20 protein-coding genes are annotated in these 25,589 nt (G+C 62.8%); 10 read left to right on the plus strand and 10 right to left on the minus strand.

Annotated features, from left to right (window positions below; genetic code table 11):
• The first annotated feature begins 191 nt into the window (after positions 1-191).
• On the plus strand, positions 192-2,681 hold the full coding sequence (locus ACFWHB_RS15810; RefSeq protein ID WP_393937069.1) for a penicillin-binding protein 1A: 2,490 nt from the start codon (positions 192-194) through the stop codon (positions 2,679-2,681).
• 56 nt (positions 2,682-2,737) lie between these two features.
• On the opposite strand, the gene oxyR is transcribed toward ACFWHB_RS15810, so the two are convergent.
• The 3 genes from oxyR to ACFWHB_RS15825 all read right to left on the minus strand — a co-directional run bounded on the left by oxyR (position 2,738) and on the right by ACFWHB_RS15825 (position 5,374).
• Complete coding sequence (gene oxyR, locus ACFWHB_RS15815; RefSeq protein ID WP_395948824.1) at positions 2,738-3,634, minus strand: DNA-binding transcriptional regulator OxyR; 897 nt, start codon at positions 3,632-3,634, stop codon at positions 2,738-2,740.
• 166 nt (positions 3,635-3,800) lie between these two features.
• Entirely contained in the window at positions 3,801-4,436 is a 636-nt protein-coding gene (locus ACFWHB_RS15820; protein WP_395948825.1) for a DsbA family protein, read from the minus strand.
• Between the two features lie 80 nt (positions 4,437-4,516).
• Positions 4,517-5,374: a Vmh family MBL fold metallo-hydrolase gene (locus ACFWHB_RS15825; RefSeq protein ID WP_395948826.1), complete on the minus strand. Its 858-nt coding sequence runs from the start codon at positions 5,372-5,374 to the stop codon at positions 4,517-4,519.
• 121 nt (positions 5,375-5,495) lie between these two features.
• Here ACFWHB_RS15825 and ACFWHB_RS15830 point away from each other — a divergent pair, with 121 nt between their 5' ends.
• A complete protein-coding gene (locus ACFWHB_RS15830; protein WP_290071918.1) occupies positions 5,496-6,398 on the plus strand; it encodes a LysR family transcriptional regulator in 903 nt (300 codons plus the stop codon).
• 48 nt (positions 6,399-6,446) lie between these two features.
• Here the strand turns inward: ACFWHB_RS15830 and ACFWHB_RS15835 are convergent, their stop codons facing one another.
• The 6 genes from ACFWHB_RS15835 to ACFWHB_RS15860 form a co-directional block, all read right to left on the minus strand.
• The gene (locus ACFWHB_RS15835) at positions 6,447-7,229 is read right to left on the minus strand and encodes a BPSS1780 family membrane protein (protein ID WP_290072158.1); all 783 of its coding nucleotides are present in this window, start codon (positions 7,227-7,229) and stop codon (positions 6,447-6,449) included.
• Between the two features lie 39 nt (positions 7,230-7,268).
• Entirely contained in the window at positions 7,269-8,303 is a 1,035-nt protein-coding gene (locus tag ACFWHB_RS15840) for a fimbrial protein (protein WP_395948827.1), read from the minus strand.
• Entirely contained in the window at positions 8,296-9,063 is a 768-nt protein-coding gene (locus tag ACFWHB_RS15845) for a fimbrial biogenesis chaperone (protein ID WP_220443607.1), read from the minus strand. Before ACFWHB_RS15845 ends, ACFWHB_RS15840 begins: the two co-directional genes overlap by 8 nt.
• Entirely contained in the window at positions 9,060-11,612 is a 2,553-nt protein-coding gene (locus tag ACFWHB_RS15850; protein WP_395948828.1) for a fimbria/pilus outer membrane usher protein, read from the minus strand. The genes ACFWHB_RS15845 and ACFWHB_RS15850 overlap by 4 nt, the downstream gene beginning before the upstream one ends.
• A gap of 76 nt (positions 11,613-11,688) precedes the next feature.
• The gene (locus ACFWHB_RS15855; protein WP_395948829.1) at positions 11,689-12,450 is read right to left on the minus strand and encodes a fimbria/pilus periplasmic chaperone; all 762 of its coding nucleotides are present in this window, start codon (positions 12,448-12,450) and stop codon (positions 11,689-11,691) included.
• Between the two features lie 10 nt (positions 12,451-12,460).
• Positions 12,461-13,000, minus strand: coding sequence for a fimbrial protein (locus ACFWHB_RS15860; RefSeq protein ID WP_025326137.1), 540 nt, complete (start codon positions 12,998-13,000; stop codon positions 12,461-12,463).
• 248 nt (positions 13,001-13,248) lie between these two features.
• Here ACFWHB_RS15860 and ACFWHB_RS15865 point away from each other — a divergent pair, with 248 nt between their 5' ends.
• Positions 13,249-14,076, plus strand: a complete 828-nt coding sequence (locus ACFWHB_RS15865) for a peptidoglycan DD-metalloendopeptidase family protein (protein WP_395948830.1) — start codon at positions 13,249-13,251, stop codon at positions 14,074-14,076.
• A gap of 67 nt (positions 14,077-14,143) precedes the next feature.
• On the opposite strand, the gene ACFWHB_RS15870 is transcribed toward ACFWHB_RS15865, so the two are convergent.
• Positions 14,144-15,481, minus strand: coding sequence for an MATE family efflux transporter (locus ACFWHB_RS15870; RefSeq protein WP_289976000.1), 1,338 nt, complete (start codon positions 15,479-15,481; stop codon positions 14,144-14,146).
• 153 nt (positions 15,482-15,634) lie between these two features.
• On the opposite strand from ACFWHB_RS15870, the gene mscM reads away from it, so the two are divergent.
• The 7 genes from mscM (at position 15,635) to frdD (ending at position 25,578) form a co-directional block, all read left to right on the plus strand.
• Positions 15,635-18,910 (plus strand): miniconductance mechanosensitive channel MscM, encoded by a 3,276-nt coding sequence (gene mscM / locus ACFWHB_RS15875; protein WP_163136309.1) that lies wholly within the window; start codon positions 15,635-15,637, stop codon positions 18,908-18,910.
• A gap of 67 nt (positions 18,911-18,977) precedes the next feature.
• On the plus strand, positions 18,978-19,655 hold the full coding sequence (locus tag ACFWHB_RS15880; RefSeq protein ID WP_394294134.1) for a glycerophosphodiester phosphodiesterase: 678 nt from the start codon (positions 18,978-18,980) through the stop codon (positions 19,653-19,655).
• 159 nt (positions 19,656-19,814) lie between these two features.
• Positions 19,815-21,692: a methyl-accepting chemotaxis protein gene (locus ACFWHB_RS15885; RefSeq protein WP_106887561.1), complete on the plus strand. Its 1,878-nt coding sequence runs from the start codon at positions 19,815-19,817 to the stop codon at positions 21,690-21,692.
• A 516-nt stretch (positions 21,693-22,208) separates the two neighbouring features.
• Complete coding sequence (gene frdA / locus ACFWHB_RS15890; protein WP_392417958.1) at positions 22,209-24,068, plus strand: fumarate reductase (quinol) flavoprotein subunit; 1,860 nt, start codon at positions 22,209-22,211, stop codon at positions 24,066-24,068.
• Positions 24,061-24,795: a succinate dehydrogenase/fumarate reductase iron-sulfur subunit gene (locus ACFWHB_RS15895; RefSeq protein ID WP_025326130.1), complete on the plus strand. Its 735-nt coding sequence runs from the start codon at positions 24,061-24,063 to the stop codon at positions 24,793-24,795. The genes frdA and ACFWHB_RS15895 overlap by 8 nt, the downstream gene beginning before the upstream one ends.
• A 16-nt stretch (positions 24,796-24,811) precedes the next feature.
• Positions 24,812-25,210, plus strand: a complete 399-nt coding sequence (locus ACFWHB_RS15900; protein WP_106887562.1) for a fumarate reductase subunit C — start codon at positions 24,812-24,814, stop codon at positions 25,208-25,210.
• A gap of 11 nt (positions 25,211-25,221) precedes the next feature.
• A complete protein-coding gene (gene frdD / locus ACFWHB_RS15905) occupies positions 25,222-25,578 on the plus strand; it encodes a fumarate reductase subunit FrdD (protein ID WP_033130989.1) in 357 nt (118 codons plus the stop codon).
• Positions 25,579-25,589 lie beyond the last annotated feature (11 nt).

Here is a 25,589-nt window from a genome sequence, read left to right on the forward strand (position 1 = left end):
TATGTCAAAAGTTGACGCTGCTCTCCTTTCGGCCTTGATTGCGGCCCCCTTGGTAATTGCGTCCTGGAATGCTACCCTCCCGCCTCTTCTCGAGGTCGATGTCCCCGGACAGGAAAACCTCGAATCCGCGAGGGTAAAAAGGCTATACTCTGCGCCCGTTGGCTAATTTTAAGACGATTGGTAGTTCTTCCATGCTGAAATGGCTCGTTCGCCTGTTTATTGTCATGATGCTGGGTGCAGTGCTGGGTGTTGCCAGCCTCATCGGCATCTACTTCTACATCAAGCCCCAGTTGCCGGATGTGAGCGCCCTGCGCGATGTCAAACTGGCCACCCCGATGAAGGTGTACAGCCGGGATGGGGAGTTGATCTCCCAGTTCGGCGAAATTCGTCGTATCCCGTTGCGGCTGGATGAAATTCCCCAGTCCATGATAGATGCCGTGCTCGCCACCGAAGATGCCCGCTTCTATGAGCACCCGGGCATAGACCCCATCGGCATCATCCGGGCCGCCACCGTCTGGGCCGTCTCCGGCCAGGCCCGCCAGGGCGCCAGTACCATCACCCAGCAGGTTGCGCGCAACTTCTTCCTGAGCAACGAGAAGACACTGGTGCGCAAGATAAAGGAAGTCTTCCTGGCCTGGCGCATCGAGCAGAACCTTTCCAAGGATGAGATCCTCACCCTCTATCTCAACAAGATCCCCCTCGGTTACCGGGCATTCGGGGTCGGCGCCGCCGCCCAGGTCTACTTCGGCAAAGACGTCAAGGATCTGACCCTGGACGAGATCGCCATCATAGCCGGGCTGCCAAAAGCCCCTTCCATGCTGAACCCCATACGTTCGCCGGAGCGCGCCTTTGCGCGCCGCAACGTGGTGCTGGGCCGCATGCTGGAGACCGGCAAGATCACCCAGGCCCAGTTTGACGAGGCCTCCAAGATGCCGGTCAAGGCCCGTTATCACGGTGCCGAGACGACCCTCAACGCCCCTTACCTGAGCGAGATGGTGCGCCAGAAGATGGTGGAGCAGTTTGGTGAAGATGCCTACACCATGGGGCTGCACGTCTACACCACTGTCACCGCCAAGCGCCAGCGCGCCGCCCACCAGGCGCTGCTGGACGGCGTCTTCGACTATGACACCCGCCACGGCTATCGCGGCCCGACCGCCCTGCTGTGGAAGACCGGGGAAACGGCCTGGGACTACGACCAGATCATGGCCCACCTGGCCAAGCAACCGACCTACCAACCCCTGATGGCCGCCGTGGTCACCAAGGTCGGTGACAAGAGCGCCACCCTGGTGCTGAAGAATGGCAAGCAGGCCGAACTCGGCTGGAACGGCATCAAGTGGGCCCGAACCTTCATCACCGACGATCGCCAGACCTATCCACCTAAATCGGCACGGGATGTGCTCAAAGTCGGCGCCCAGATCTGGGTGCGGGAGAAAGGGGAAGAGCTGCTGCTCTCCCAGATCCCTGACGTCAACGCCGCCCTGGTCGCCATGAACCCGCAGGACGGTGCCATCGAGGCCCTGGTCGGCGGCTTCAGCTTCGAGCTCTCCAAGTTCAACCGGGTCGATCAGGCTCGCCGCCAGGTCGGCTCCAACATCAAGCCCTTCCTCTATGCCACCGCACTGGAGCAGGGCTATACCCTGGCGTCCCTCATCAACGACGCCCCGATCAACCAGTGGGATCCCGCCAAGGGCCCCATGTGGCAGCCCAAGAACTCGCCAGCCATCTATGAGGGCCCGACCACACTGCGCCTTGGCCTCGCCAAGTCCAAGAACGTGATGTCGGTCCGGCTGATGCGCGCCATCGGGCTGGATACCTATATCGATGGCCTGACCCGCTTCGGCTTCGCCCGCGAGCACATCTCCGCCAACGAATCCCTGGCCCTGGGGGCCGCCGAGTTCACCCCGCTGGAAGTGGTGCGCGGTTACTCGGTACTGGCCAATGGCGGCTTCCAGGTGACCCCTTACTTCATCACCGAAGTGACCGACAGCTTTGGCACTCCCCTGTATCAGGCCAATCCGGCCGCCGCCTGCCGCGACTGCGGTGTACTGGCCGCCGCCGGGCTCGACAGCGCCGATGCCTACGCCAACACTGTCCCTGACTGGAAGGCCCAGTGCCCGATTGATCCCGTGGTGCCCAACAACATGGCGCCCCAGACCATCAGTGCCCAGAGCGCCTTCCTGATCACCGACACCCTGACCACCGCCATCTGGGGTGGCAATGGCTGGCGTGGTACCGGCTGGCGCGCGGCCCGTGACCTCAAGCGTCACGACATCTCGGGCAAGACGGGGACCACCAACGAATCGAGGGATGCCTGGTTCTCCGGTTACACCCCGAATCTGGTGGCCACCTCCTGGATAGGGTTTGACAACCACCAGCGCGGTCTCGGCCGGGCCGAATTCGGTGGCGGCGCCGCCCAGCCCATCTGGATCGACTTCATGAAGACGGCCCTGCAGCAAGTGCCCGAGCGTAAGATGCCGGTCCCCGAAGGGATCATGCAGGTACGCATCGATCGGGAGACAGGTCTGCTGACCAACCGCGCCGATGGCGCCAGCATGGAGGAGTTCTTCAAGGAAGGAACTGAACCGACCCGCTATGCGAGCCAGCTCTCCGATGGCAATGAGGTCTACGGCGGTGATGGATCCAGCAGCGATGGCCCCGTCTCCACCGACGACATCTTCTAAGCTGCCCGTAGCGGCAAAAAAACCGGCGCCCTGGCGCCGGTTTTTTTATCTGCCCTTCAGCCGAGCAGCCCCTTCATCAGGGCTGAGATGCGGGAGGCCAGTCCATTGAAGCAGGGGCGGCGCACCGAGTAGTGGCGATAGAGCAGGGAGATGGTGCGCCCCGGCACCGGGTCTACCACAGGACGATAGCTGACGCCCCCCTCCTCGGCGTTGGCGGGCACCGCCAGCCTGGGCACCAGCGTCATGCCGCTGCCGGCCGCCACCATGTTGCGCAAGGTCTCGAGACTGGTGCCCTTGAAACGCTGATCCTCGCCTATGCCGGCGGCAAAACAGAAGCCCATCGCCTGATCCCGCAGGCAGTGGCCATCGGCTAGCATCAGCAACTTCTTGCCCTTCAGATTGCCAAGCGGCACCGCCCTGGCACTGGCTTCCGGATGATGCTGGGGCACCGCCAGCCACATAGGCTCCTGATAGAGAGGGATGGAACCAAAGCCGTCCATGCCCTCCAGCTCGGCGAGCACCAGGCAATCCAGCTCCCCCTCCTCCAGCCGCTTGAGCAGCACCTGGGTCTGCTCCTCGTAGAGATAGAACTCCAGCTTGGGGAAGTGCTCCCGCAGATCCTGAATGATGTGGGGCAAGAGATAGGGGCCTACGGTGGGAATGAAGCCGATGTGGATCTCGCCGGACATGGGCTCGGCGAAGTGCTGGCCTATGCTCTTGAGCTCGCGCACCTCTTTGAGCACCTTGCGAGCCTGCAGGGCCATGGCATCGCCGGCCGGGGTAAACAACACCTTGCGGGAGGTGCGCTCGATCAGGATCACCCCCAGCTCATCTTCCAGCTTGCGCAGCTGGCCGCTCAGGGTCGGCTGGCTGACGAAGCAGCGCTCCGCCGCCTTGCGAAAATGTTTCTCCTCTTCCAGCGCTACCAGGTACTCGAGATCGCGAAGGTTCATAGGTACTGCATCCTGCCAATCTAAAGAGGCCGTTAGCATGCCCAAGAACGGTGCGGGGGACAAGGGAAGCCCGAAACGAGGAGTGACCTCCCCCACCCCGCTAACCCGGTCTACCCCGCTGCCCTGACCCCAGGGGCCGATGCGGCAAACCCGGGCATGGCCAGGATCAGGCCGCCATCAGGGCGGCGAGATGGCTCGCGAAGGCTTGCGGCTCCCCCAAGAATGAAGAGACGGGTAGCGGGATGAGGCTTCCCCCCCGCATCAGCCCGAGGGTCGGGAATCCCTGCCCGCCGAACCGGCGCAGCCAGCCCTGGCTTTGGGCCAGATGCCCGGCGAGATCCACCTTCTGGCAGGTCTGGGCGAACGCCTCCGCCGTGATGCCCTGCTCCTGCGCCAGCAGCGCGAGACGGGCCTGGTCGCCAACCCACTGACCGTCAAGGTAATGGGACTGCTGAATGCGATGCAGCAGGCTCAAACCATCGCCCCCCAGTTCGGTGACCGCCAAGATGGCCCGGATGGGGGGCTCGGAGTCGAGGAAGAGACCGTCGCTGAGCAAGAGCTCGTTGAAGTAGCGCTCACCGAAAGGCTGGCCGGTCAGGGCCTGGATCCGCTCGTCATGGGGGCGGACATGGTCCCGCAGGGCCTGGCCCATCTGCTGGCGGCGCGGGCCCAGCCAGAGGCCACCCGCATGCAGCGCTATCTGCAAATCCGGGATCCTGGCCGCGGCCTCGAGCAGGGGGGCGGCGCCATAGCACCAGCCACAGAGGGGGTCATATACATAGTGCAGTGTGGTGTCGTTCATCTGCGTGTTCCTCGGCAATTGATCAAAAAACCGGGCAATGAATGCCCGGCAAAAAAACACAGGGAAAAGGACTCAGGCCATTACCACTTCATCTCGCCCATGTTGACCTTGGCACCTATGGCCAGGACATCGTCCACCGGCAGGAACGGGAACGCCTTCTTCAGGCCGTCGATCAGCTGATCGCTGTGCTTGGCGGTGGCCAGCGCCTGCTCGAAGCGCTGGACGTAGTCACGGGTAAAGGTCACGGCCTGGGTGCCCTTGGGCTCGGTCCCCAGGAAATGCCCCGGAATGACCCGCTCAGGCTGGAGGGCCAGCATGCCGTCGAGGGCCTGCATCCACTGTGCCCGCGCCGCCTTGGTCTGGCTGTCCGCCATCCAGACGTGCACCCCGCTGTATACCGGCACGCCGCCAAACGCCGTCTTGATGGAAGGAGCCCAGAGATAGGCACTCGGCGTGTTCATCTCCTTGATCTCGATCTTCTCGCCATCCAGGGTCAGGTGGGAGGCCGTCATCACCTGCGGCACTATCAGGGTCTTGGGTGCCTGCTCGGCGAGGATGGGGCCCCAATAGGCCAGCTTGGCATCCTTGGTCTGCTTGATGTGATCGACCACATGCTGGCTGGCCAGGATCTTGACGTCGGGGAAGGCTGCCTTGATGGGTTCCAGCCCGAAGTAGAAGTCGGGATCCCCGCCGCTGATGTAGACGGTGGTCAGTCGCTTGCCGCTCTGCTTGATCAGATCCACCAGCGCCTTGCCGTCATTCACCCCGAACTGGGCGTCGATGAGGATGGCCTCCTTGTCGCCGGTCACCAGCTCGGAGGAGACGGGGAAGATGGCCTTGTCGCCGGGGTTGTAGACGGTCACTGTCAGGGGGCTTGCCAGGGCGGCGCCACCGAGCAGGGTGGTGGCCAGGGTCAAGGTGCGAAGTACTGTGTTCATGGGTATGCCTCGTGGGTAAGTGGTCATCGAATGGACACAGTTTATTGCAAACTTTTCAGCGCAAATACCGCATAATAAGCGCATCACTGTTGCACAAATCGAGCATATAGAGGTACTGAGCATGGATCGACTGACCGCATTGCGGGTCTTCGTCTGCGTGGTCGAACAGGGCAGCCTGAGCGGCGCTGGAGAGAAACTGGAGATGTCCCGCGCCATGGTGTCGCGCTATCTGGCCGAGCTGGAGCGCTGGATGGGGGCCAGATTGCTGCACCGCACCACCCGCCGGCTCAGCCTGACCGGGCCGGGGGAAGAGGCACTGAATCGGGCCAGGGCCATGCTGGCGCTGGGAGAAGAGATGGAGCACCTGGCCATTCGCAGTGACGAGGCCCCCAAGGGGCAACTGCGCATCACCAGCAGCTACTCCCTGTCCGAAGCCCTGCTGGTCCAGGCCGCGGACGACTACCTGGCTCGCTACCCCGGTACGGCCATCGACATCCTGCTGCTGGACAGAACCGTCAACCTGGTGGAGGAGCGCATCGATCTCGCGGTGCGCATCACCAACGATCTGGATCCCAACCTGGTGGCGCGCCGCCTTGGCACCTGCCACTCGGTGGTGTGCGCCAGCCCCGCCTATCTGGCCCGCCATGCGCCGCCGCAGCAAGTGCAGGATCTGGCCCTGCACAACTGCCTCACCTACACCTATTTCGGCAAGAGCCTGTGGGAATTTCAGGGGCCCGATGGTCCCGAATCCGTACCGGTGAGCGGCAACCTCAGCGCCAACATCTCCAACCTGCTGCTGGCGGCGACCCTGGATGGGGCGGGGATCAGCCTGCAGCCAGCCTACTCGGTGCAGGCCCACCTGGAGAGTGGCGCCCTGGTGCCTCTGCTGACCCAATGGCAGCCCAAGCAGCTCGGCGTCTATGCCGTCTATGGCACCCGCAAGCAGATGTCCCCCCTGCTGCGCAGCTTCCTCGACTTCCTGATCGCGCGCATGGCGGACGATCCCCTGTGGCAGGCCCGCTGAAGGCCCATGAAAAAGGGGCCTGTCGGCCCCTGTCATTCCTGTGTCGGCTTATGCCTCGAAGCCAAACGCCTTGACCGGCGACTCGCCGTCGTCGGCAGCCTCCTCGTCCACATAGATGTCCCGATAGGCGGCGTAGATGGAGTAGTTGATGGCCGGCAGCACCACCAGCAGACCCACCAGCATCAAAAGCGCACCAAAGAAAATCAGCACTGCCCCCAGCAGCCCCCACCAGAGGAAGGGCCACATGTTGCACATACAGCCCTTGAAACTGAGCCGGGCCGCCTGCCAGGCTCCCACGCCATGGAAGAAGATAAGGGCGGGGGCGAAGGTGATGGCCATCAGCACGGGCACCAGCAAGGCCAGCCCAAGCAACAGGCAGAGCAGAAACCCCTGCGCCTGTTCGGGCGTCAGGGTCAGGGTCTCCGGATCCTGGGAGAGCAGGCCGGTCAGGCCCCACTGATGCAGCATGAAGGCGCAGATGAGCAGTATCCCCATGAACAGAGCGAGCACCATCAGCCCCCCCAGCATCAGCGGGGTCAGCCGATGACGAAAACCGGAGAAGAAGTCGGCAAACTGCAGGGGGTGACCCTCATAGCCCCGACGGGCCACCGCCACCCAACCGGCCCCCCACACCATGTAGAGCAGCTGGGAGATGAAGCCCCCCGCCGGCAGCTGTTCCAGCAACATGCCCACCAGGAACCAGATCACTATCATGGCCACGCTGGCGCCCATGCCCTTGTTGAAGATGTCGAACCCGGTGCGGATCCAGATCCAGCCCTGCCCTATGGTGTGGCGTCTGGGTTCGCGGCGCAGGGCGCTGTCACTGTTCATCATTGACCTCGTCGAAAATAGGGGCAGAAAACCCTGTCATCAGGGCACGCTCACCGTGACCATGATGGTGCCCGTGTAAGCACCGGGGCGCACCACCTGACCCGGCAACCGGGTCGGATACAGCCTCACCTGATATTGGGTGTTGTGGCTGGCCGCCGAGTAGGGTACCGCGATGGCAGTATCAAATGGAATAGGGGTCAGCGTATCCTGCTCGACCATGCCCACCCCGACCCCGGCCAGGCTGGTGGTGACGAAGCGATTCTGGCTGCTGAGCGCCCCACCGAAGCTGTATTGCAGCGGCACCAGGTAGTCACTCGGGATCTGGCTGCAGGTCACGCTCACATTGACGCTGCGCGGGGCATAGCCCCTGGGGATCTCCCCCTCGACGAAGGCACTCTGCGCCACGGCACCGAGATCGATGGGAATGCTGGTGCCGGCGGGGAACTGGCAGGTCGGCGTCGAGGTGACGCTGATGTTCATCGCCAGGGTACTGAAGGCATTGACCGGGCTGGTGTCCGGTGCATTGGCTCGCCTCACGAAGAGGTGGGCGACAGTGCCGCTGAAGGTCTGGGTACCCGTGACCCCCTTGAGCAGTTTCAGGGTATAACGGCCGCCATTAACATCAATCCCGCCCAAGGCCAGATTCAACAGGTTACCGATGCAGACGGCCAGCAACCCGCTGCTGGTCGCGTTGAAGGGTATAGTCCGATAATTCCCTGCCGCATTGAACTCGACCTTGAGGCCGAAATAGGGGTTGAGCTTGATAAGGGTCCCCAGAGGATCGGAGACGGTAGGCAGGCTGGTGGTTCCCTGGTAATAGACTGTCATCAGCAGCCCCACCGAGATCCCGGTGCAATTACAGGTGGCCGTGCCCGTGGTCGAGAAGGAGGTGGGACCACTGGTCCCACCGGGCTGATAGAGACCGCTATCGGCGGTGATGGCGCCGGTCGCCACGAAGGGACTGGTGCACTGGCCATTGACGGCCTGCACCTCGCCTGGCCATGAAGCCGCCACCAGCAGGAGTGCCGCCAACAGCAAGGAAGACAGGCCCAGGTTTCCGACGCCGTCACTCATCCCGCTCTCCTCCATGCCTGCCCAGAACAAATTCCTGCTCATGATAATTGCCATCGTCGTCTATCCAGCGCAGCCGCCCGCGGGCCCCCGCCGGTACGGCGCCCGCCATGGGAAGAGAGAGGGAACCGTAAGGCGGCAGCACCCCGCCCTCGCGCCAGGCGAGATGCTGCCCGCTCAGCAACACCTCGCTCAGGCTGATGTGAAAGGGGCCCGGATTGCTGACCCTGAGTCCGCCCCCCGCCTGCCCCTGCCAGCCAAGCCGGCTAACCACCTCGGCCGGGGAACCCGCCAATCCGGCCGGCCGGTAGAACAGCTTGATGCGGGTGCGATAAGCCAGTTGTACGCTCGCCTGCGAGGCTTGCGTCTTGGGGGGCAGTCCAAGGACATTGAGCCAGAACAGGGACTCCCTGTCCCGGGGGAGCCGGCTCAGATCCGCGCCCAGGATGCGCAGCACCTGCCCCCTCTGCGGCCCCAGCCGCATCATGGGCGGCACCACCAGAAAGGGGGTCGAGACATCGGCCGGTCCCTGCTGCTCATTGCCGCCATCGACCCAGGCCTGCAGCAGACTGGGCTCGCTGCCGTCGTTGCGTACCATCAGCCTGGCCTCGGTGCCCCCCTCATAGATCACCCGGGTACGCATCAGGTTCAGGGCGGCCTCGCTGCTTGAGCACCACAACAGGGAGCCCAGCGCCAGCCATGACAGCACGGCGTACCCTTCCAGGGCCCGGCACCAGCCATGCCAACCAATGGGGTCTCTCATGAACTTGCTCCCGGAGTGAGGCAGCGGGCGGCGACCTGCTGATAGGGCATGGCAGGATCCGGCCGAGGAACCCGATAATCGAGCCGGCACCGCTCATCCCCCTCATTGCCCCACTGGACATGGAGGGTTCCCTGCTCGCCACGCACGAAGATGAGCCCCCCCTGGCCGACCACGGCCACGGCGTCGCCGCGGCCATCGACCACCTCGGCACCAAAGGGCGGCGCACTGCCATCCTGACGCACGGCCTTGAGCAGCAAGGGCTGGCCGACATGGGTCTCATACGCCAGCTTGACGATGGCCCCCCGGCGCGGGGCGACCATCTGGGCGCTGCCATCTATCTCCACATCCAGCGGCAAGCCGCCGGGATCCAGGCCTATGATGTTGGTGCGATAGGGGTTGAGCCCGGCCAGCACGGCATAGCCATCCCCATCCACCTCGCTGCCGATCCCGTGACTGACCCTGGCCCCCTGGGCGCCCTTGGCTTCCACCAGCGCCATCGTCTCCCCTTGCGTCTGCCCCAGCACCCAGCCCTCCTCATGGACCAGCAGGGTTCCCTTGGCCGAGGCCACATACTGGGCGTAACCCTCCCCCTGGCTGGTGCTCAACCCCAGCTGGGTGGCCGCCGTCTGATACTGCAGGTTGGCACCATAGCTCAGGGCCGAGTTGCCACTCCCCCGACTCTGATTGCCATAGACACCGTAATAGAAGCGCCCATCCCGGGAGCCGCCATTGAGATCCAGCCTGGCGCTGGCCCCCTGCCCCTCCTGATAGGAGAGGGTGCTGCCAAGACGCGGCGCCCCCAGTTTGTCCCCGATGGGGATGCTGAGGCTCAGCACGTATTGATCCCCCACCCCCTCCTCCAACGAGTGGCTGGCCGACAGGGTCAGACTGCCCCAGTCAAACCCCCGGTTGTAACCGAGCTGGAAGCTGCTGCTCTCCCCCTGGCCACCCCAGTAGTCGCGGCGAATGCCGTTGAAGTAGAGGTCCCCCCACTCCCCTACCGGCTGGTTGATGTTGAGCTGGAAGCGATTGCGCTCCCGCTGCAACCTGTCCAGCGCCTGGGTCTGTATCGCCGCCACGTCGTTGAGGTCGAGATAGCCTTCGCTGGAGAAGCGATAGGCGGCCAGGGTGAAGTAGGTCTGGGTCCTCTCCATCTGCTTGCTGTAAGTGAGGCGATAGCTCTGACCGGCGAGGGAATCAGGCACGTTCGCACTGGCGGGCAACGCCCGCGCCCAGGAGCCGGTCACATCCAGGGCCAGGGCGCCGTAGTCCGAGCCCATGGCCGCGCCTCCCAGCAGGGCGCCGTAATCCTCGGCGGCTATGGTTCCGCCATAGAGGGTCAGGGCATCCGAGAAGCCGCGCCTGTAGGTGCCTTGCAGAAAATCCGGGCCATCGGGCCCCGCATCGTTGCGATAGCGTCCCAGGGTCAGGCTGAAGCGGGAGGTGTCGTCTCGCAACATCTGCACCACGGAGGAGAACGGCAGGGTGAAGCTGCGCTCGCTGCCATCCGCCTCCGTGATGGTCACATCCAGATCACCGGCAAAGCTGGTGGCATAGAGATCGTCGATGGCAAAGGCGCCGGGGGCGACCTGGGTCTCATAGATGAGGGCGCTGCCCTGCCGTATGGTGACCCTGGCATTGCTCTGGGCCACCCCGCGCACCACGGGGGCAAAGCCCCGCTCGAAATCCGGCAGCATGGCGTCATCGCTGGCGAGCTGCACGCCGGTGAAGGGCACGCTGTCGAAGCTGTCGCCCGGGGTGAAGTACTCCCCCAGGGTCAGCTGGGCTTTGCGGGAGGTGACATCTCGCTGCGCATAGCTGTTGAGGGGTTGATAGCCGCCCCCCTGGTTGCCCTGCCAGGAGCCGTTGTGACGCAGGCGCCAGGCACCTAGGTTGATGCCGGTGTTGAGGTTGATGCTGCTGCTCAATGGCTCCCCTATGCTCTCCTGTTCGCTGTAATAAAGGTTGGCGTTATAACCGACGAAGGCCGCATTGATCCCCTGCACCCACTGCTCAGGCCCCACATAGTCACGTCTGATCTGACCGAGATAAGCCTGGGGCAGGCTGAGTGCCCCGCTCAGGCTGGCCAGATCGAAGGTGAAGCTGGCCCCCGGCACCAGGGCTCCCACCTCGATGCAGTCGCCCTGGAGTTGCTGCTGCACCGACCCCTGATCGGGCAGCTTGTCGACCAAGAGCCCCCACTGCGTCAGCTGATCCGGATGAAAGCAGAACAGGGGCGTCCCGGGATCCTGCCCCGCTCTCACCTCCACCTGTTGGCTTATTCTCTCCTTACCATTGATGGTGATGTCGAGCTGGTAGCGCCCGGGGGGGATGAAGTCGGCACGGGAGAAGCGGGCCAGGTCGATGTTGACCCCCAGGCTGTCGAGAAGGCGGCTGTCAAACTCGATGTCAGCGGGTGGACTGACCGCTTGTCCTGCCACCTCGTCCCCCATGGCAAGGGGGCACCAGAGCAACAGGGAGAGACAGCAGCCGGCGTGCCAGAGGGCGGTGGCATGAAGGCAGCAAGAGAGGGGCATTCTGGCTGTCACTGTATAGCTCCCCCTCAGCGCCGGCCTGTGCACCGGGAGCGCCGAACCTTGAGTCCAGCTCCGGCATCTTCCGGAATCAATTGAAGACGAATTGGCCCACCTCGCGGGCACCATAGTCGTTGAGCCAATAGAAGGTCACGGCCTTGGCATTGACGGCCCCAGACAGTTGCTCAAGGGGAAAATCGAAGCTGCCCCCCGGCGCCACCATGCCGCCACTTGAGTTGCTGTAGCGCTTCGATGACGCCGTCGCCTGCAGCTCCAGATTGCTGATGCTGACGTGATAGAGGCTGGGGTTGCTGGCACGCAGTGCGTAACCGTCCCCCTGCCGGATCAGGCGCCAGCTCAACTGCCGGGCGGAGCGCTCGACATTGCCAGGCAGCCCGGATGGCCGGTAGAACATCTTGATCCGGGAGCGGAAGGCGAGCTGCACCAGATTCTGACCCGCCTGGGTCGACTTCACGCTCGGCGGCACCTCCAGCACGTTCAGCCAGAACACCGATTCGCGATCCTGGGGCAACCCCTGCCCCACGTAGGCCAGACGCAGGGACTGGCCACGCTGGGCCTCGATGCGGGTGATGGGAGGGGTTACCAGGAAGGGGAGCGCCTCGGCGCCCGGCCGGATGCGGCGATCGCCCGCATCTATCCACACCTGTACCAGCGAAGGGCTGCTCCCCTTGTTGGTCAGCTCCAGGGTGACCTCACGGGCGTTGGCCGGGTAGATGACACGGGTGCCCGAGATCTGAACATGGCCCCAGGCCAGCCAGGGCAGGAGCAGCACGCACCAGAGCATGAGGCTCAGCCCCACCCTGCGGGGCCTATGAATACGAAGCGCCTTCATGACTGAGCGCTCAGTGGTAGTCCAGGGAGTAGATGAGATCCGCCGAGACCAGACCGGCGCCGACGGCACCTGTGGCTATGTACTGGGCGCTGTAGTAGAGGGTGGCCCCCCCGGTGGCACTGAAGTTGACCAGTACGTTGTTGCCTGTGTTGGTCCTCAGATCGATGGGGGTGCTGTTGGCCGAGAGGATCTGCACCTCCACGTTTTGGGCCGGGTTCTTGCCGCCCGAGGCGACGGCCTTGTTGCTGAGGTTGCCCGTGGTCTGCTCCACCCCGATGTTTTCGAAGTAGGCCCGCACCGACCCCGTGGTCGGGCAGCTGGTGAGGGCGAGGTTGAAGCCTGTCGCCCCCGCGGTCTGGCCTATGCTGCCGAGCGCATTGGTGCTGACGGTCGGCAGGGTCACGGTTGCCGACGCCGTACCACCATTGACCGCGATGGCACAGGTCCCGGCGGTCACCTCGCCATTGATGGTAATGACCCCGTTGAAGGCGGCAACGGGTGCCGACATCCCCATGGTGAGTCCGAGTATCAAGAGAGCCTTCGTCTTCATCACAACCTCCACCTGTCCCTGGATGTCGCTGGCGACTGCTTTTCTCCTGCCAGTGCCTTACTGCCTGCCGCCATAGGTGCCATTCAAAGACACCTTTAGTGACATATTAGTAAATAGCACAGGATTCTCAATCCCGCCGCCGTACGACTCCCTTTCCGGCGCCATGGCCCGAGGTGACGGACAGCCGGGCAAGAATGTGGCATCATTTTCCCCCTTTTGATCTCACCGCCTTATTCGATGGAGCCACCATGCGCCGCCTGTTCTTCCTCCTTCTGCTGCTCGGCAGCGCCTCCCTTCATGCCGAACCCGGCTTCATCAGCCGCCTGCTCAACCACCCGGTGCCGGGGGGCGTGGCCGTGGTGCCGCTGGGGGATGGGCCCAAGGCGCCCGCCGCTCGCTATCTGGACAAACCTGTGCTGGTGGTGCACGAAGAGGGACGGCACTGGATTGCCATCGTCGGCATTCCGCTCAAGAGTCAGGCGGGCCCCCATCAGCTGCAGGTGAGCGATGGCCGCACCTTGAATTTCACCGTCGGCAGCAAGCACTATCGCGAGCAGCACATCAAGTTGAAAAACAGCCGCCAGGTCAATCCGCTGGCCGAGGACATGGCGCGCATCAACCGTGAGCTGGCCGAACAAAACAAGGCCTACCAGACCTTCAGTCCTATTCAGCCCAGCAACCTGCTGTTCGACAAGCCGGTCAACGGCCCCCTCTCCAGCCCCTTCGGGCTGCGCCGATTCTTCAACGGCGAGGAGCGCAATCCCCACTCCGGCCTCGACTTCGCGGTCGGCGCCGGCACCCCCATCAAGGCACCGGCCGCCGGCAAGGTGATCCTGATCGGCAACTACTTCTTCAACGGTAATACGGTGTTCGTCGACCACGGCCAGGGGCTCATCAGCATGTTCTGTCACATGTCCAAGATCGACGTGACCCTGGGCCAGAGCCTGCCCCGCGGTGGCATCGTCGGCCGGGTCGGCGCCACCGGCCGCGCCACAGGTCCCCACATGCACTGGAACGTCAGCCTCAACGATGCCCGCGTCGACCCCGCCATCTTCATCGGTGCCTTCAAGCCCTGAACCGGGCAGCACGAAACGACAAAGGCAGCCTGGGCTGCCTTTGTCGTTCATGGAGAGAGGGCGTTAATCACGGGGCTGCGGCATGCTGCCCGGCCTCCTTGCCCATGGCCCGCCACATCACCAGCACCAGCAAGGTGCTGCAGGTAGGCAGCGCCAGCCAGACCCCGGCCACCCCCCACAGGGAGGAGAAACCCCACAGGAAACCGCCTATCAGCACCAGCTTGCCCCCGGTGAGCAGGGAGGCGATGCGGGCCCGGTTGATGGCCTGGAAGTAGGTCGCTCCCACCAGCAGCAGCCCCTCCATGGGCAGACCCCAGAAGTAGAGCCAGATGCCGAGGCTGGCCACCGGCAAGAGGGCCGCGTTGTCACCGGCGAACAGATAGACCACCCCTTCCGGCCAGAGGTAGAGCGGTATCATGCCGCACAGCGCCACCACCAGGGTCACCCCCAACGCCAGGTTGCGCACCCGCAGCACCCGCTGCCAGTTGCCCGCCCCGGCGTTGAAGCTGGCGATGGGCTGGATGCCCATGGCGATCCCCTCGAAGATGAGATAGAAGAAGGCCTCGCTGTAGCTGATGACCCCGTAGGCGGCCACGTGCAGGGAGCTGCCGACCGACAGCAGCGCCTTGTTGTGCAACGCCAGCACCACAGACAGATAGAGGTACATCAGGAAGCTCGACACCCCGAGTCGCAGGGTCTCCCGCATCAGCCGCCAGTCCGGCACCAGGGTATCCAGGCGGATGCGCAGCTGGCTGCGGGGGGTGAAGAAGTGCCACAGGCACAGGCCCCCGGTCACCGCCTGGGAGAGCATGGTGGCGATGGCCGCCCCCGCCAGCCCCCAGGGGATCACCGCCATCAAGAGGTAATCGAGCAGTACGTTGAGCACGCCGCCCCCCACCAGGATCCAGGTGGTGAGGCCGGGTCGCCCGTCGTTGCGCAGCAGGGCGGTGAACGCCATGGAGAGCACGGCAAAGACTCCGAGCCAGGCGTACCACTGCAGGTAGGCGAAACCGGCGTCGAAGATGACCCCCTCGGCCCCCATCCAGATCAGCATCTCCTTGCCGTACCGGATGCCGATGAAGGCGAGCACGGCGGAGGCGATGAGTACCATCACCAGCGCATTGCCGACTATGTGACGCGCCTTTGCCTGCTCCCCCTTGCCCAGATAGAACGAGGCGAGCGACGAGGAGCCCATGCCGATCAGCGCCCCCACCGCATAGAGTACGGCGCAGATGGGGTAGGCCAGCATCATGCCGGCCAGGCCGTCCTGGCCCAGGATATGGCCGACGAAGATGCCGTCTATGGTGACATAGACGCCGGTGACCAGCATGGCGGCCACCGTCGGGGTGACGTAACGCAGGAAGAGGCGAGAGAGGGGGGCCGTGCCCAGATCGACAGTGGACATAAATTGCTCAAGGGAGGGGAACGGCCAGAATAATAGCCAAACAAGACCCGGATCACCCGTTATTTATGTTGCAGATCATTAATGTGGAAGGCTTTACCCACCCCTGCCCCTGCTTTAGGCTAAGGCGACTTCTCATGAACGGAAACGTGCGCCATGTTGCAACGCCTGCTCTGCCTGATGCTCTGTCTCAGCCTGCTCCCCTTCTCCGCTGCCCAGGCCGATGATGCCGTCACTCAGGTGGAAGAGTTGCTGCAAAGCGTCCCCAAGACCGACAGCCCCGAGAACCAGCAACTGCGGGAGAGCTATCAGCAGGCGCTGCAGTATGCCCGGGATGCCCAGCGCTATCGGGAGCAGGGCAAGGCCTATCAGCAGATCCTCATCGACTACCCCAAGGAGTCGGCCCGTCTCAAGGAGAGCCTGCACAACTATCAGCCCCAGTCCCGCCCGCCCCTCTCCTCCCTCAAAGAAGAGGCACTGCGCCAGGCCATTGGCCTGAGCAGCAACCGCCAGATCAACCTGCGCAAGGAGCGCCAGGCGGTGACCGACAGCCTCAACCAGCTGGAGAGCACGGGCCAGGAGTACCATGTGCGGGTCGATGAGCTGCGCAAGCAGTTGCTGCAGACCCGCTCCCAGCTCGATCGCTTGAGCTTCAGCAACGAGTCGGATCGCCTGCAGGAGGCCCAGCAACTGGCCACCCGCCTCAAGGAGCAGAGCCTGTCGGACCGGATCCAGATGCTGGAGCTGGAGCAGCTCTCCGCCCAGCAGCGCAACGATCTCGGCAAACTGAAGCTGCAGGAGCTCAACCTCGCCATCACAGACGAAGATGAGTGGCAGAACAGCCTGCTCAACCAGCAAAACCAGCTGCGGCGGGAAAAAACGGAGCAGGCGCTGGCGGAAAGCGAGCGGCTGCGCCGGCAGCTCACCTCGGATCTGCCCCTGCTGCAGGAGCAGCAACAGCAGAACCAGGCGCTCTCCCTGCAACTCGGCGCCCTGGAAGATCAGATAGAGCGGGTACAGGACGAGCAGCGCGGCATCGACACCTCCCTGTCAGGACTGAACGATCTGGTCAACTCGGTGCGCGAGCAACTGGAATGGCTACAGATAAGCAACGCCTACGGCGAAAACCTGCGCAGCAAGCTGGCCGATCTGCCCAACTACTTCCCCCTGGAGAAGCTGGAGTCCGACATCGTCAAGGCGCGCATGGCGAAGTACCAGTACGAGACAGAGCAGGATGCCTTGAAGGATACAGTGCAGATCCGCAACAACCTGCTCAGCGGGGATGAGATCACCCTGGACAGGGCCCAGCAGGCCGTGCTCGACAACCTGCTCAAGGCCAGACGGCAACTGCTGACCCGGCTCAACGACGCCTCAGATACCCTCATTCAGGAGCAGACCCGGCTCAAGCTGCTCTACAGCCGCCAGAACAGCAAGATCGACGAGATCCGCGAGATCAGTGCCAGCCACCTGTTCTGGATGCCGGACGTGCGCCCGCTCACCCCGGCCGTCTTGCTCGGCGTGCCCACCGCCCTGAGCCTGCTGCTCGATCCCGTCAACTGGCTGCAACTGCCCAGAGCCATAGTGGAGAACAACCCCATGACCCTGACCCTGGCGGGGCTCGGTCTGCTGGTGCTGGCCTGGTGCTGGGCCAAGCTGGGGCGCCACCTGGTGCAGTACAGCCACTACATAGCCCCGCGCATCGGCAAGGTGACCCAGGACAAGTTCAGCCTCACCAGCCGGCTGCTGGTGCGCTCCCTGCTCGCGGCCCTGCCACTGCCCGCCATGGTGCTGATGATGCGCGGCCTGCTGGACGGCGCCTGGCAATACCCCTTCGCGGTGGCCGTGGCCCGGGGCCTTGGCGAGATCTGGTTCCTGCTGCTGGCGCTGCTGGTCGCCCGCCATCTGACCCTGGAGAAGGGGATCCTGATCCTCCATTTCCGCTGGCCGAAGGAGCCGGTGCAGCGGGTCTGGGGCCAGTTCCGCACCCTGCTGCTGGTGCTGATCCCCAGCTTCTTCGTGCAGGGCATGGCCAACAGCTATCAGGAGCACGCCTTCTACGACTCCCTGGGTCGCCTCGCCTTCATCGTCGGCGCCCTCTGGCTGCTGCTGTTCTTCGCCCGCCTCAACCGGGAGAAGCTGCCGCTCACCTGGGGCCAGGCGGACATGACCAAGCCCCATCTTCTGCACCACTTCATCTGGAACAGCCTGATGCTGGCCCCCCTGCTGGCGGTGCTGGGCTCCCTGTTTGGCTACTTCTATACCTCCCGCATCCTGCTGCGCCAGCTGGAACTGAGCCTGCTGGCGGGGCTCGGCTGCCTGCTGGTCTACTACCTGGCCCATCGCTGGATGCTGATCCAGCGCCGCCGCCTCGCCTTCGATCGCGCCAAGAGCAAGCGGGCCGAGATCCTGGCCCAGCGGGAGCGTGACGAGGACGATCTCAGCTCCGAGATCCCGGACGTGGTGGAAGAGCCCGAGCTGGATCTGGACACCATCAGCGCCCAGTCGCTGGGCCTGGTGCGCACCCTGCTGATGCTGGGCTTCACCATGCTGGTGGTGGTGCAATGGTCGGATCTCAACTCGGCCTTCAGCTTCCTCAGCAGCATCGAGGTGTGGCAGGTGAGCAGCAAGGTGGCCGGCATAGAGCAGCTCTCCGCCATCACCTTGCAGGATCTGATGCTGACCGCCTTCGCCTTCATCCTGACGGTGGTCACCGCCCGCAACTTGCCGGGGCTGATGGAGCTCACCCTGCTCCAGCACCTGAGCCTCTCCCCCGGCACCGGCTTCGCCCTGACCACGGTCAGCAAGTATCTGGTGATCCTCATCGGCGCCCTCACCGGCTTCTCCATGCTCGGCATCGACTGGTCCAAGACCCAGTGGCTGGTGGCGGCGCTCTCGGTGGGCCTGGGCTTCGGTCTGCAGGAGATCTTCGCGAACTTCGTCTCCGGCCTCATCATCCTTTTCGAGAAGCCGATCCGGCTCGGCGATACCGTCACCATTCGTGATCTGACCGGCACAGTCACCAAGATCAAGACCCGCGCCACCACTATCGTGGACTGGGACAGGAAGGAGATCATTGTCCCCAACAAGGCCTTCATCACGGAGCAGTTCATCAACTGGTCCCTGTCCGATGCCATCACCCGGGTCAAGCTGCGCATCCGCATCGGCCTGACCCAGGAGCCCAAGCGGGTGCAGCAGCTGCTGGAGCAGTGCGTACAGGAGTCCACCCTGGTGCTGGATACCCCCACCCCCGAGGTGTTCCTGATCGAGTTCACCGACTCGGCCCTCATCTACGAGATCCGGCTCTATGTAAACAACATGGATCACCGTATGCCGATCACCCATGAAGTCCATTCGCTGATCCTGGAGAAACTCAACCAGCTCGGCATGCCTCTGCCCCACCAGCAGATCGACATTCGGATGAGCCGGGGCTGACAGACCCCCTCCCGCCTCCCCCTTAGTGAGGGCGAGGGAGGGGTTGTTATGACAACAGGAGCCAATCATGCAGATCATTGCCCATCGCGGTGCCAGCAAGCTGGCGCCGGAGAACACCCTCAAGGCGATGGAGATAGCCATCGCACTCGGAGTCGGCGCCATCGAGCTCGACGTGCAGCAGGCAGACGGCGAGCTCTGGGTCTTCCACGACCGGCGGCTGGAGCGTTGCACCGACGGCCACGGGGTGCTGACCGAGCAGTCCCGGGACTATCTGGCGAGCCTGGATGCGGGTGACGGGGAGCGGATCCCGACCCTGTGGCAGGTAATGAGCCTGATTGCCGGGCGCTGCGAGCTGCATATAGAGCTCAAGGGGGCGCACACCGCCGAGCCGGTGGCGGCCCTGACCCGGCGGGCCGAGCGCGAGCTCGGCTTCACCCCGGCCCACTGGGTCGTCTCCTCCTTTCACCATCCCGAGCTGGCGCACTTCGCCCGGCTGCGGCCGGATCTGCGCCTCGGGGCCCTGACCGCCAGCCTGCCGCTGCACGGTGCCCGCTTCGCCGAAGAGCTGGGAGCCTGGTCGCTGAATTGCGACGTGGATTTTGTCGACGCCGGGCTGGTGGCGGATGCCCATCGCCGTGGGCTCAAGATCCTGGTCTACACGGTCGACGAGTTGAGTGATGGGGCTGCATTGGCGGCCATGGGTGTCGATGGCATCTTTACCAACCGGCCAGATCGATTCAGCTGAGTATCGGCGCGGCCTGGCGGCCTATCAGGAGGTGAAAAAAGATCGAAAATTTCCTGTTCACCGGGATACATAAAGTCCACTTTCAGCCGATACAGAGTTGGCTCATAACAATAACAAACACCACACGGATCTCAGACTGACGCTCACAAGGATGTAAACATGAATCTATCCATCAAGAACAAGCTGGTCCTCGCCATCGGGGCCATTATCCTGGTCATCTCCAGCCTGCAGGTCTGGTACAACACCACCCAGCTGCGCAGCGAAACCCAGCGGCTGATCTGGAGCTTCATCGACGACAGCTCCATCGCCAACGTCAAGGGCATCTCCCGCTGGCTCGATGCGCGCATCGGCCTGGTCACCGCCACCAAGGAAGCCTTCACCAAGGAGGATGAGCCCCTCAGCCACCTGGCCCAGTCCATGAACGCAGGCAACTTCGACCTCGTCTATGTGGGCACCAAGGATGGCCGGATGATCCAGAGCAAGCAGACCAACCTGCCCGCTGGCTATGATCCGCGCCAGCGTCCCTGGTACAAGGACGCCATGGCGGCCGGCAAGCTCGCCATCACGGCTCCCTATGCCGATGCCTCGTCTGGCAACCTCATCATCACCATCGCCGAGCCCTTCAGCCGTGGCAACACCGACGGCGTCATCGCCGGTGACGTCTCCATCGACGGCCTGGTGCGCGACGTGCTGGCCATCAACTCGGAAGGCACCTACGCCATCCTGGTGGACAGCAACGGCACCATCATAGCCCACCCGGACAAGGCGCTGACCCTCAAGCCCGCCACCGCCCTCTCCCCCGAGCTGACGGCGGCCAAGGTCAACGAACTGGCCCATGACAACACCATCTCCGAGATGGATATCAGCGGCAAGGCCAGCGTGTTCGACCTCACCGAGATCCCCAACACCAACTGGTATTTCGGCATAGTGGTAGACAAGGCGGTCGCCTACCAGTCCGTCTCCCGCATGGTCACCTCAGCCCTGCTGCAAGGTCTGCTGACCATCCTCATAGTCGCCGGTTTCTCCTACGTGGCCATCAACAGCTCCCTGGCCCCGCTGAAGACCCTCGGCGAGGCGATTGCGGATCTCTCCCGCGGCAACGGTGACCTGACCCGCCGCATCAAGATCGAGCGGGAAGACGAGGTCGGCACAGTCGCCAAGCACGTCAACACCTTCATCGAACGCATCCACGTCATGGTGCAGGACATCTCCAACTCCTCCGGGCAGCTCAACCAGCAGGCCAGGTCCTCCCACGACATGGCGGAGAAATCCAACCAGGGTCTGGCGCGCCAGCAGAACGAGATCTCCCAGATAGCCACAGCGGTGCACGAGATGTCCGCCACCGCCGTCGAGGTCGCCAGCAATGCCGAGCAGACCGCGGAGGCAGCCCGCAGCTCCTCCAGCAGTTGCGAGCACGGCAAGCAGGTGATCGCCCGCAACCAGCGCTCCATCACGGATCTCGCCACCCAGGTCAAGCAGGCCTCCGGCATCATCCAGGAGCTGGAGAAGAACGCCCAGGAGATCAACACCATACTCTCCACCATCCAGGGCATCGCCGAGCAGACCAACCTGCTGGCACTCAACGCCGCCATCGAGGCCGCCCGGGCCGGTGAGCAGGGTCGCGGCTTTGCGGTGGTCGCCGACGAGGTGCGGGTGCTGTCACAACGCACTCACAGCTCCACCGTCGAGATCCGCAGCATGATAGAGACGCTGCAGCGCAACACCCAGGGGGCCGTCAGCACCATGCACGAGGGCCAGCTGCTGGCCCAGAACAGCGTGGAAGACGCGAACGATGCCACCCAGGCCCTGGAGCAGATCACCACCTCCATCAACCAGATCTCCGACATGGCGACCCAGATCTCCAGTGCCGCCGAGGAGCAGCGGGCGGTGACCGACGAGGTCAGCCGCAATATCCAGGCGGTCAAGGACGTCTCGGACGAGCTGGCGGTGGATGCGGACAGCTCCCGCAATCTCTCGGCTCAACTTAAAAATATTTCAGGTGAGCTCAACAATCAGGTCGGCATGTTCCGCATCTGATCGAGCCAATGAAAAGGGGCCGTCCAGGCCCCTTTTTTTATATAAACCCTTTTCGTTTCAATGGTTATAATTCCCCTTCGACAGCGGACACTCTGTGATCCGCCTCTCCATTCGAGTATCCTTCTGACGCAACTGATGCCTGCCCTGACTATATTCGCATTACTTTTTTCGATGTTTTTTCAGCAGCCCCCAAGGTGATAATAGTTATCACTAAACATTTCTGATAAAAAACTTAAAAACTTTAGGGGTAATACCTAAAAAGAGAGGCATTTCTCATTTTTTTGAAAGAAAACTACGTACAATCTTGGGGTTAAAATCACCAGAGTAGCGAGTACGGCTGATCCAGATCACTGATGGATGGCGATAATGACGGCATTTTCATCCAAGGAATGGGGTGGTTGTAATAAAAACCACCGTTGCCAAGCACTAAAACAAAGCAGTTTGACTTGCATCAAGCCTGAATTTTTTTCATAGAGCAAAATCGTGCCCAGCAAATCTATCCCTAAGGAGGCAGATGTGGATATTATCAAGACCGATGTTGCCATCATCGGTGCCGGTGGCGGTGGCCTGCGTGCCGCAATCGCCATTGCAGAAGCCCACCCGGAGCTGGAAATCGCCCTGATTTCCAAGGTCTATCCGATGCGCAGCCACACAGTGGCCGCCGAAGGTGGCGCCGCAGGCGTCGTCCGTGATGACGACTCCCTCGAAAACCACTTCAACGACACCGTCTCCGGTGGCGACTGGTTGTGTGAGCAGGACGTGGTCGAGTACTTCGTCAACAACGCCACCAACGAGATGATCCAGCTGGAGCACTGGGGCTGCCCCTGGAGCCGCAAGCCGGATGGCAAGGCCAACGTCCGCCGCTTCGGCGGGATGAAGATCCCGCGCACCTGGTTCGCCGCAGACAAGTCCGGTTTCCACATTCTGCACACCCTGTTCCAGACCTCCATCAAGTACCCGACCATCAAGCGCTATGACGAGCACTTCTGTCTGGATCTGATCGTGGAAGATGGCCGCGTCCAGGGCGTACTGACCTTCGACATCCAGAACGGCATCACCCGTTTCATCCAGGCAAAGTCAGTGGTGCTGGCCACCGGCGGTGCCGGTCGCGTTTACCGCTACAACACCAACGGTGGCATAGTCACCGGCGACGGCATGGCGCTGGCCTACCGTCACGGCGTGCCCCTGCGTGACATGGAGTTCGTCCAGTATCACCCGACCGGTCTGCCGGGCACCGGCATACTGATGACCGAAGGTTGTCGTGGTGAGGGTGGCATCCTGCTCAACAAGGATGGCTACCGCTACCTGCAAGACTACGGTCTGGGCCCGGAAACCCCGGTCGGCCAGCCGAAGAACAAGCACATGGAGCTGGGTCCCCGTGACCGTCTCTCCCAGGCATTCTGGCAAGAGCAGCAGAAAGGCCGCGTGATCCAGGGCCCCATGGGCGACGTGGTTCACCTCGATCTGCGCCACCTCGGCGAGAAGTACCTGAAAGAGCGTCTGCCCTTCATCTGCGAACTGGCCAAGGCCTACGTGGGTGTGGATCCGGTCAAGGAGCCGATCCCGGTCCGTCCGACTGCCCACTACACCATGGGCGGCATCGAGACTGACGGCAAGTGCGCCACCCGCATGCCAGGCCTCTACGCCGCTGGCGAGTGTGCCTCCGTCGGTCTGCACGGCGCCAACCGTCTGGGCTCCAACTCCCTGTCCGAGATAGTGGTCTTCGGCAAGGTGGCCGGTGAGCAGGCAGCCGAATTCGCGGCGACCCAGCAGCACGGCAACACCGAAGCACTGGCCGCCAAGGCCGAGGCGCTCATCAAGCAGCACCTCTCCCTGCTCGACATCGACGGGACCGAAAACCCGGCCGATATCCGCAACGAACTGGGCATGTCCATGGAAGCCGGCGTCGGTATCTACCGTACCGAAGAGCTGATGCAGGGCACCATCGACAAGATCAACGAGCTGAAGGCCCGTTACAAGAAGGTCAAGATCAACGACAAGTCCTCTGTCTTCAACACCGACCTGCTGTACGCCATCGAACTGGGCTACATGCTGGACGTGGCCGAAGCCATGGCCCATTCCGCCATCAACCGCAAAGAGTCTCGTGGTTCCCACCAGCGTCTGGACGGTTACGAAGAGCGGGATGACGTGAACTACCTCAAGCACTCCCTCTCCTTCTACAACCAGGAAGGCGCCCCGACCATCGATTACTCCGATGTGAAGATCACTAAATCCCAACCGGCAAAACGTGTCTATGGCTCCGAGGGTGAGCAACAAGACAAGGCTAAACTGGCAGCGGACACTGAGTCCCAACCGGTTAAACCAGTACCCGGTTCCGAGGGTGAGAAACAAGACGAGGCTAAGAAGAATGGCTGAGATGATCGAAATTGAAATCCTGCGCTACCGTCCCGAGCAGGATAACGAGCCCTGGATGCAGACCTTCCAGGTGCCTTACCTGAAAGAGATGTCCCTGCTGGATGCCCTGCAATACATCAAGGATCAGCTCGACTCCACCCTGAGCTTCCGCTGGTCCTGCCGGATGGCGATCTGCGGCTCCTGCGGCATGATGGTCAACGGCATTCCGAAGCTGGGCTGCAAGACCTTCCTGCGGGATTACCTGCCGGGCAAGATGACCATAGAGCCCCTCAACAACTTCCCGATCGAACGCGACCTGGTGGTCGACATGTCCGATTTCATCGAGAAGCTGGAGAGCATCAAGCCTTACATCATCCCGTCCGAGCCGCGCAACCTGTGCGACGGCGAGTACACCCAGACCCCAGCTGACATGGCGAAGTATCACCAGTTCTCCATGTGCATCAACTGTGGCCTGTGCTACGCCGCCTGCCCGCAGTACGGCATCAACAAGAAGTTCACCGGTCCCGCGGCCCTGGCGCTGGCTTATCGCTACAACGCCGACAACCGCGACAGCGCGTCCAAAGAGCGGATGAAGATCATCAGCCAGGACGAAGGCGTCTGGGGCTGTACCTTCGTGGGTTACTGCTCTGACGTGTGCCCGAAAGGCGTAGACCCGGCCGCAGCCATCCAGCTTGGCAAGGTCGAGAGCGCCAAGGACTACATGATCGCCATGTTCAAGCCGGATTGAGACCAGGAGTGAGACCATGAACAACACCCAAAGCAAACGTAAGCCCTACGTGCGCGAGATGAAGAAAGACTGGTGGCTGAAGAATGCCTTCTACACCGGTTACATGATCCGCGAAGGCACCAGCATCTTCGTCTCCATCTATGCCGTGGTGCTGATGTGGGGTCTGCTGCGTCTGGTGCAGGGTCAGGAGGCGTTCAACGGCTGGCTGGAATCCCTGCAGAGCCCGGTTGCCATCCTGTTCCATGTCATCGCGCTGGCAGCCTGCCTGTTCCACGCCAAGACCTGGTTTGCCCTGGCTCCCAAGGCCATGCGCATCTTCCGTGGCGAAGACCTGGTGCCGGAGAAGCCGATCGTCATCGCTCAATATGTGGCGCTGGCGGCGGTATCCCTGCTGATCCTGATCATCGTGGCTTGAGGAGATTAATGATGAGACGTTCTGACGAACCCATTTACTGGGGACTCTTTGGTGCCGGTGGCATGGTGGTTGCCATGCTGCTGCCGGTGATTGTCCTCATTACCGGTCTGCTGGTGCCCATGGGCATCATGGACGTGGAGACCATGAGCTTTGAGCGCGTGCACGCCTTCGCCAGCTCCTGGTGGGGTGCCTGCATACTGCTGGTGATCATAGCCCTGCCCATCTGGCACGGCATGCACCGCATCTACCACGGCCTGCACGACCTTGGGATCCACACCACCAAGCTGCACCACTATGTGTTCTATGGCTTCGCCTTCCTGGTGTCCGCCATCACGGTCGGTCTGCTGATGGTGCTGGTACTCCAGTAATCCTTAGGTTG

This window comes from Aeromonas mytilicola subsp. aquatica, from assembly GCF_044336385.1.
GTDB classification, from domain to species: Bacteria; Pseudomonadota; Gammaproteobacteria; order Enterobacterales; family Aeromonadaceae; genus Aeromonas; species Aeromonas rivipollensis.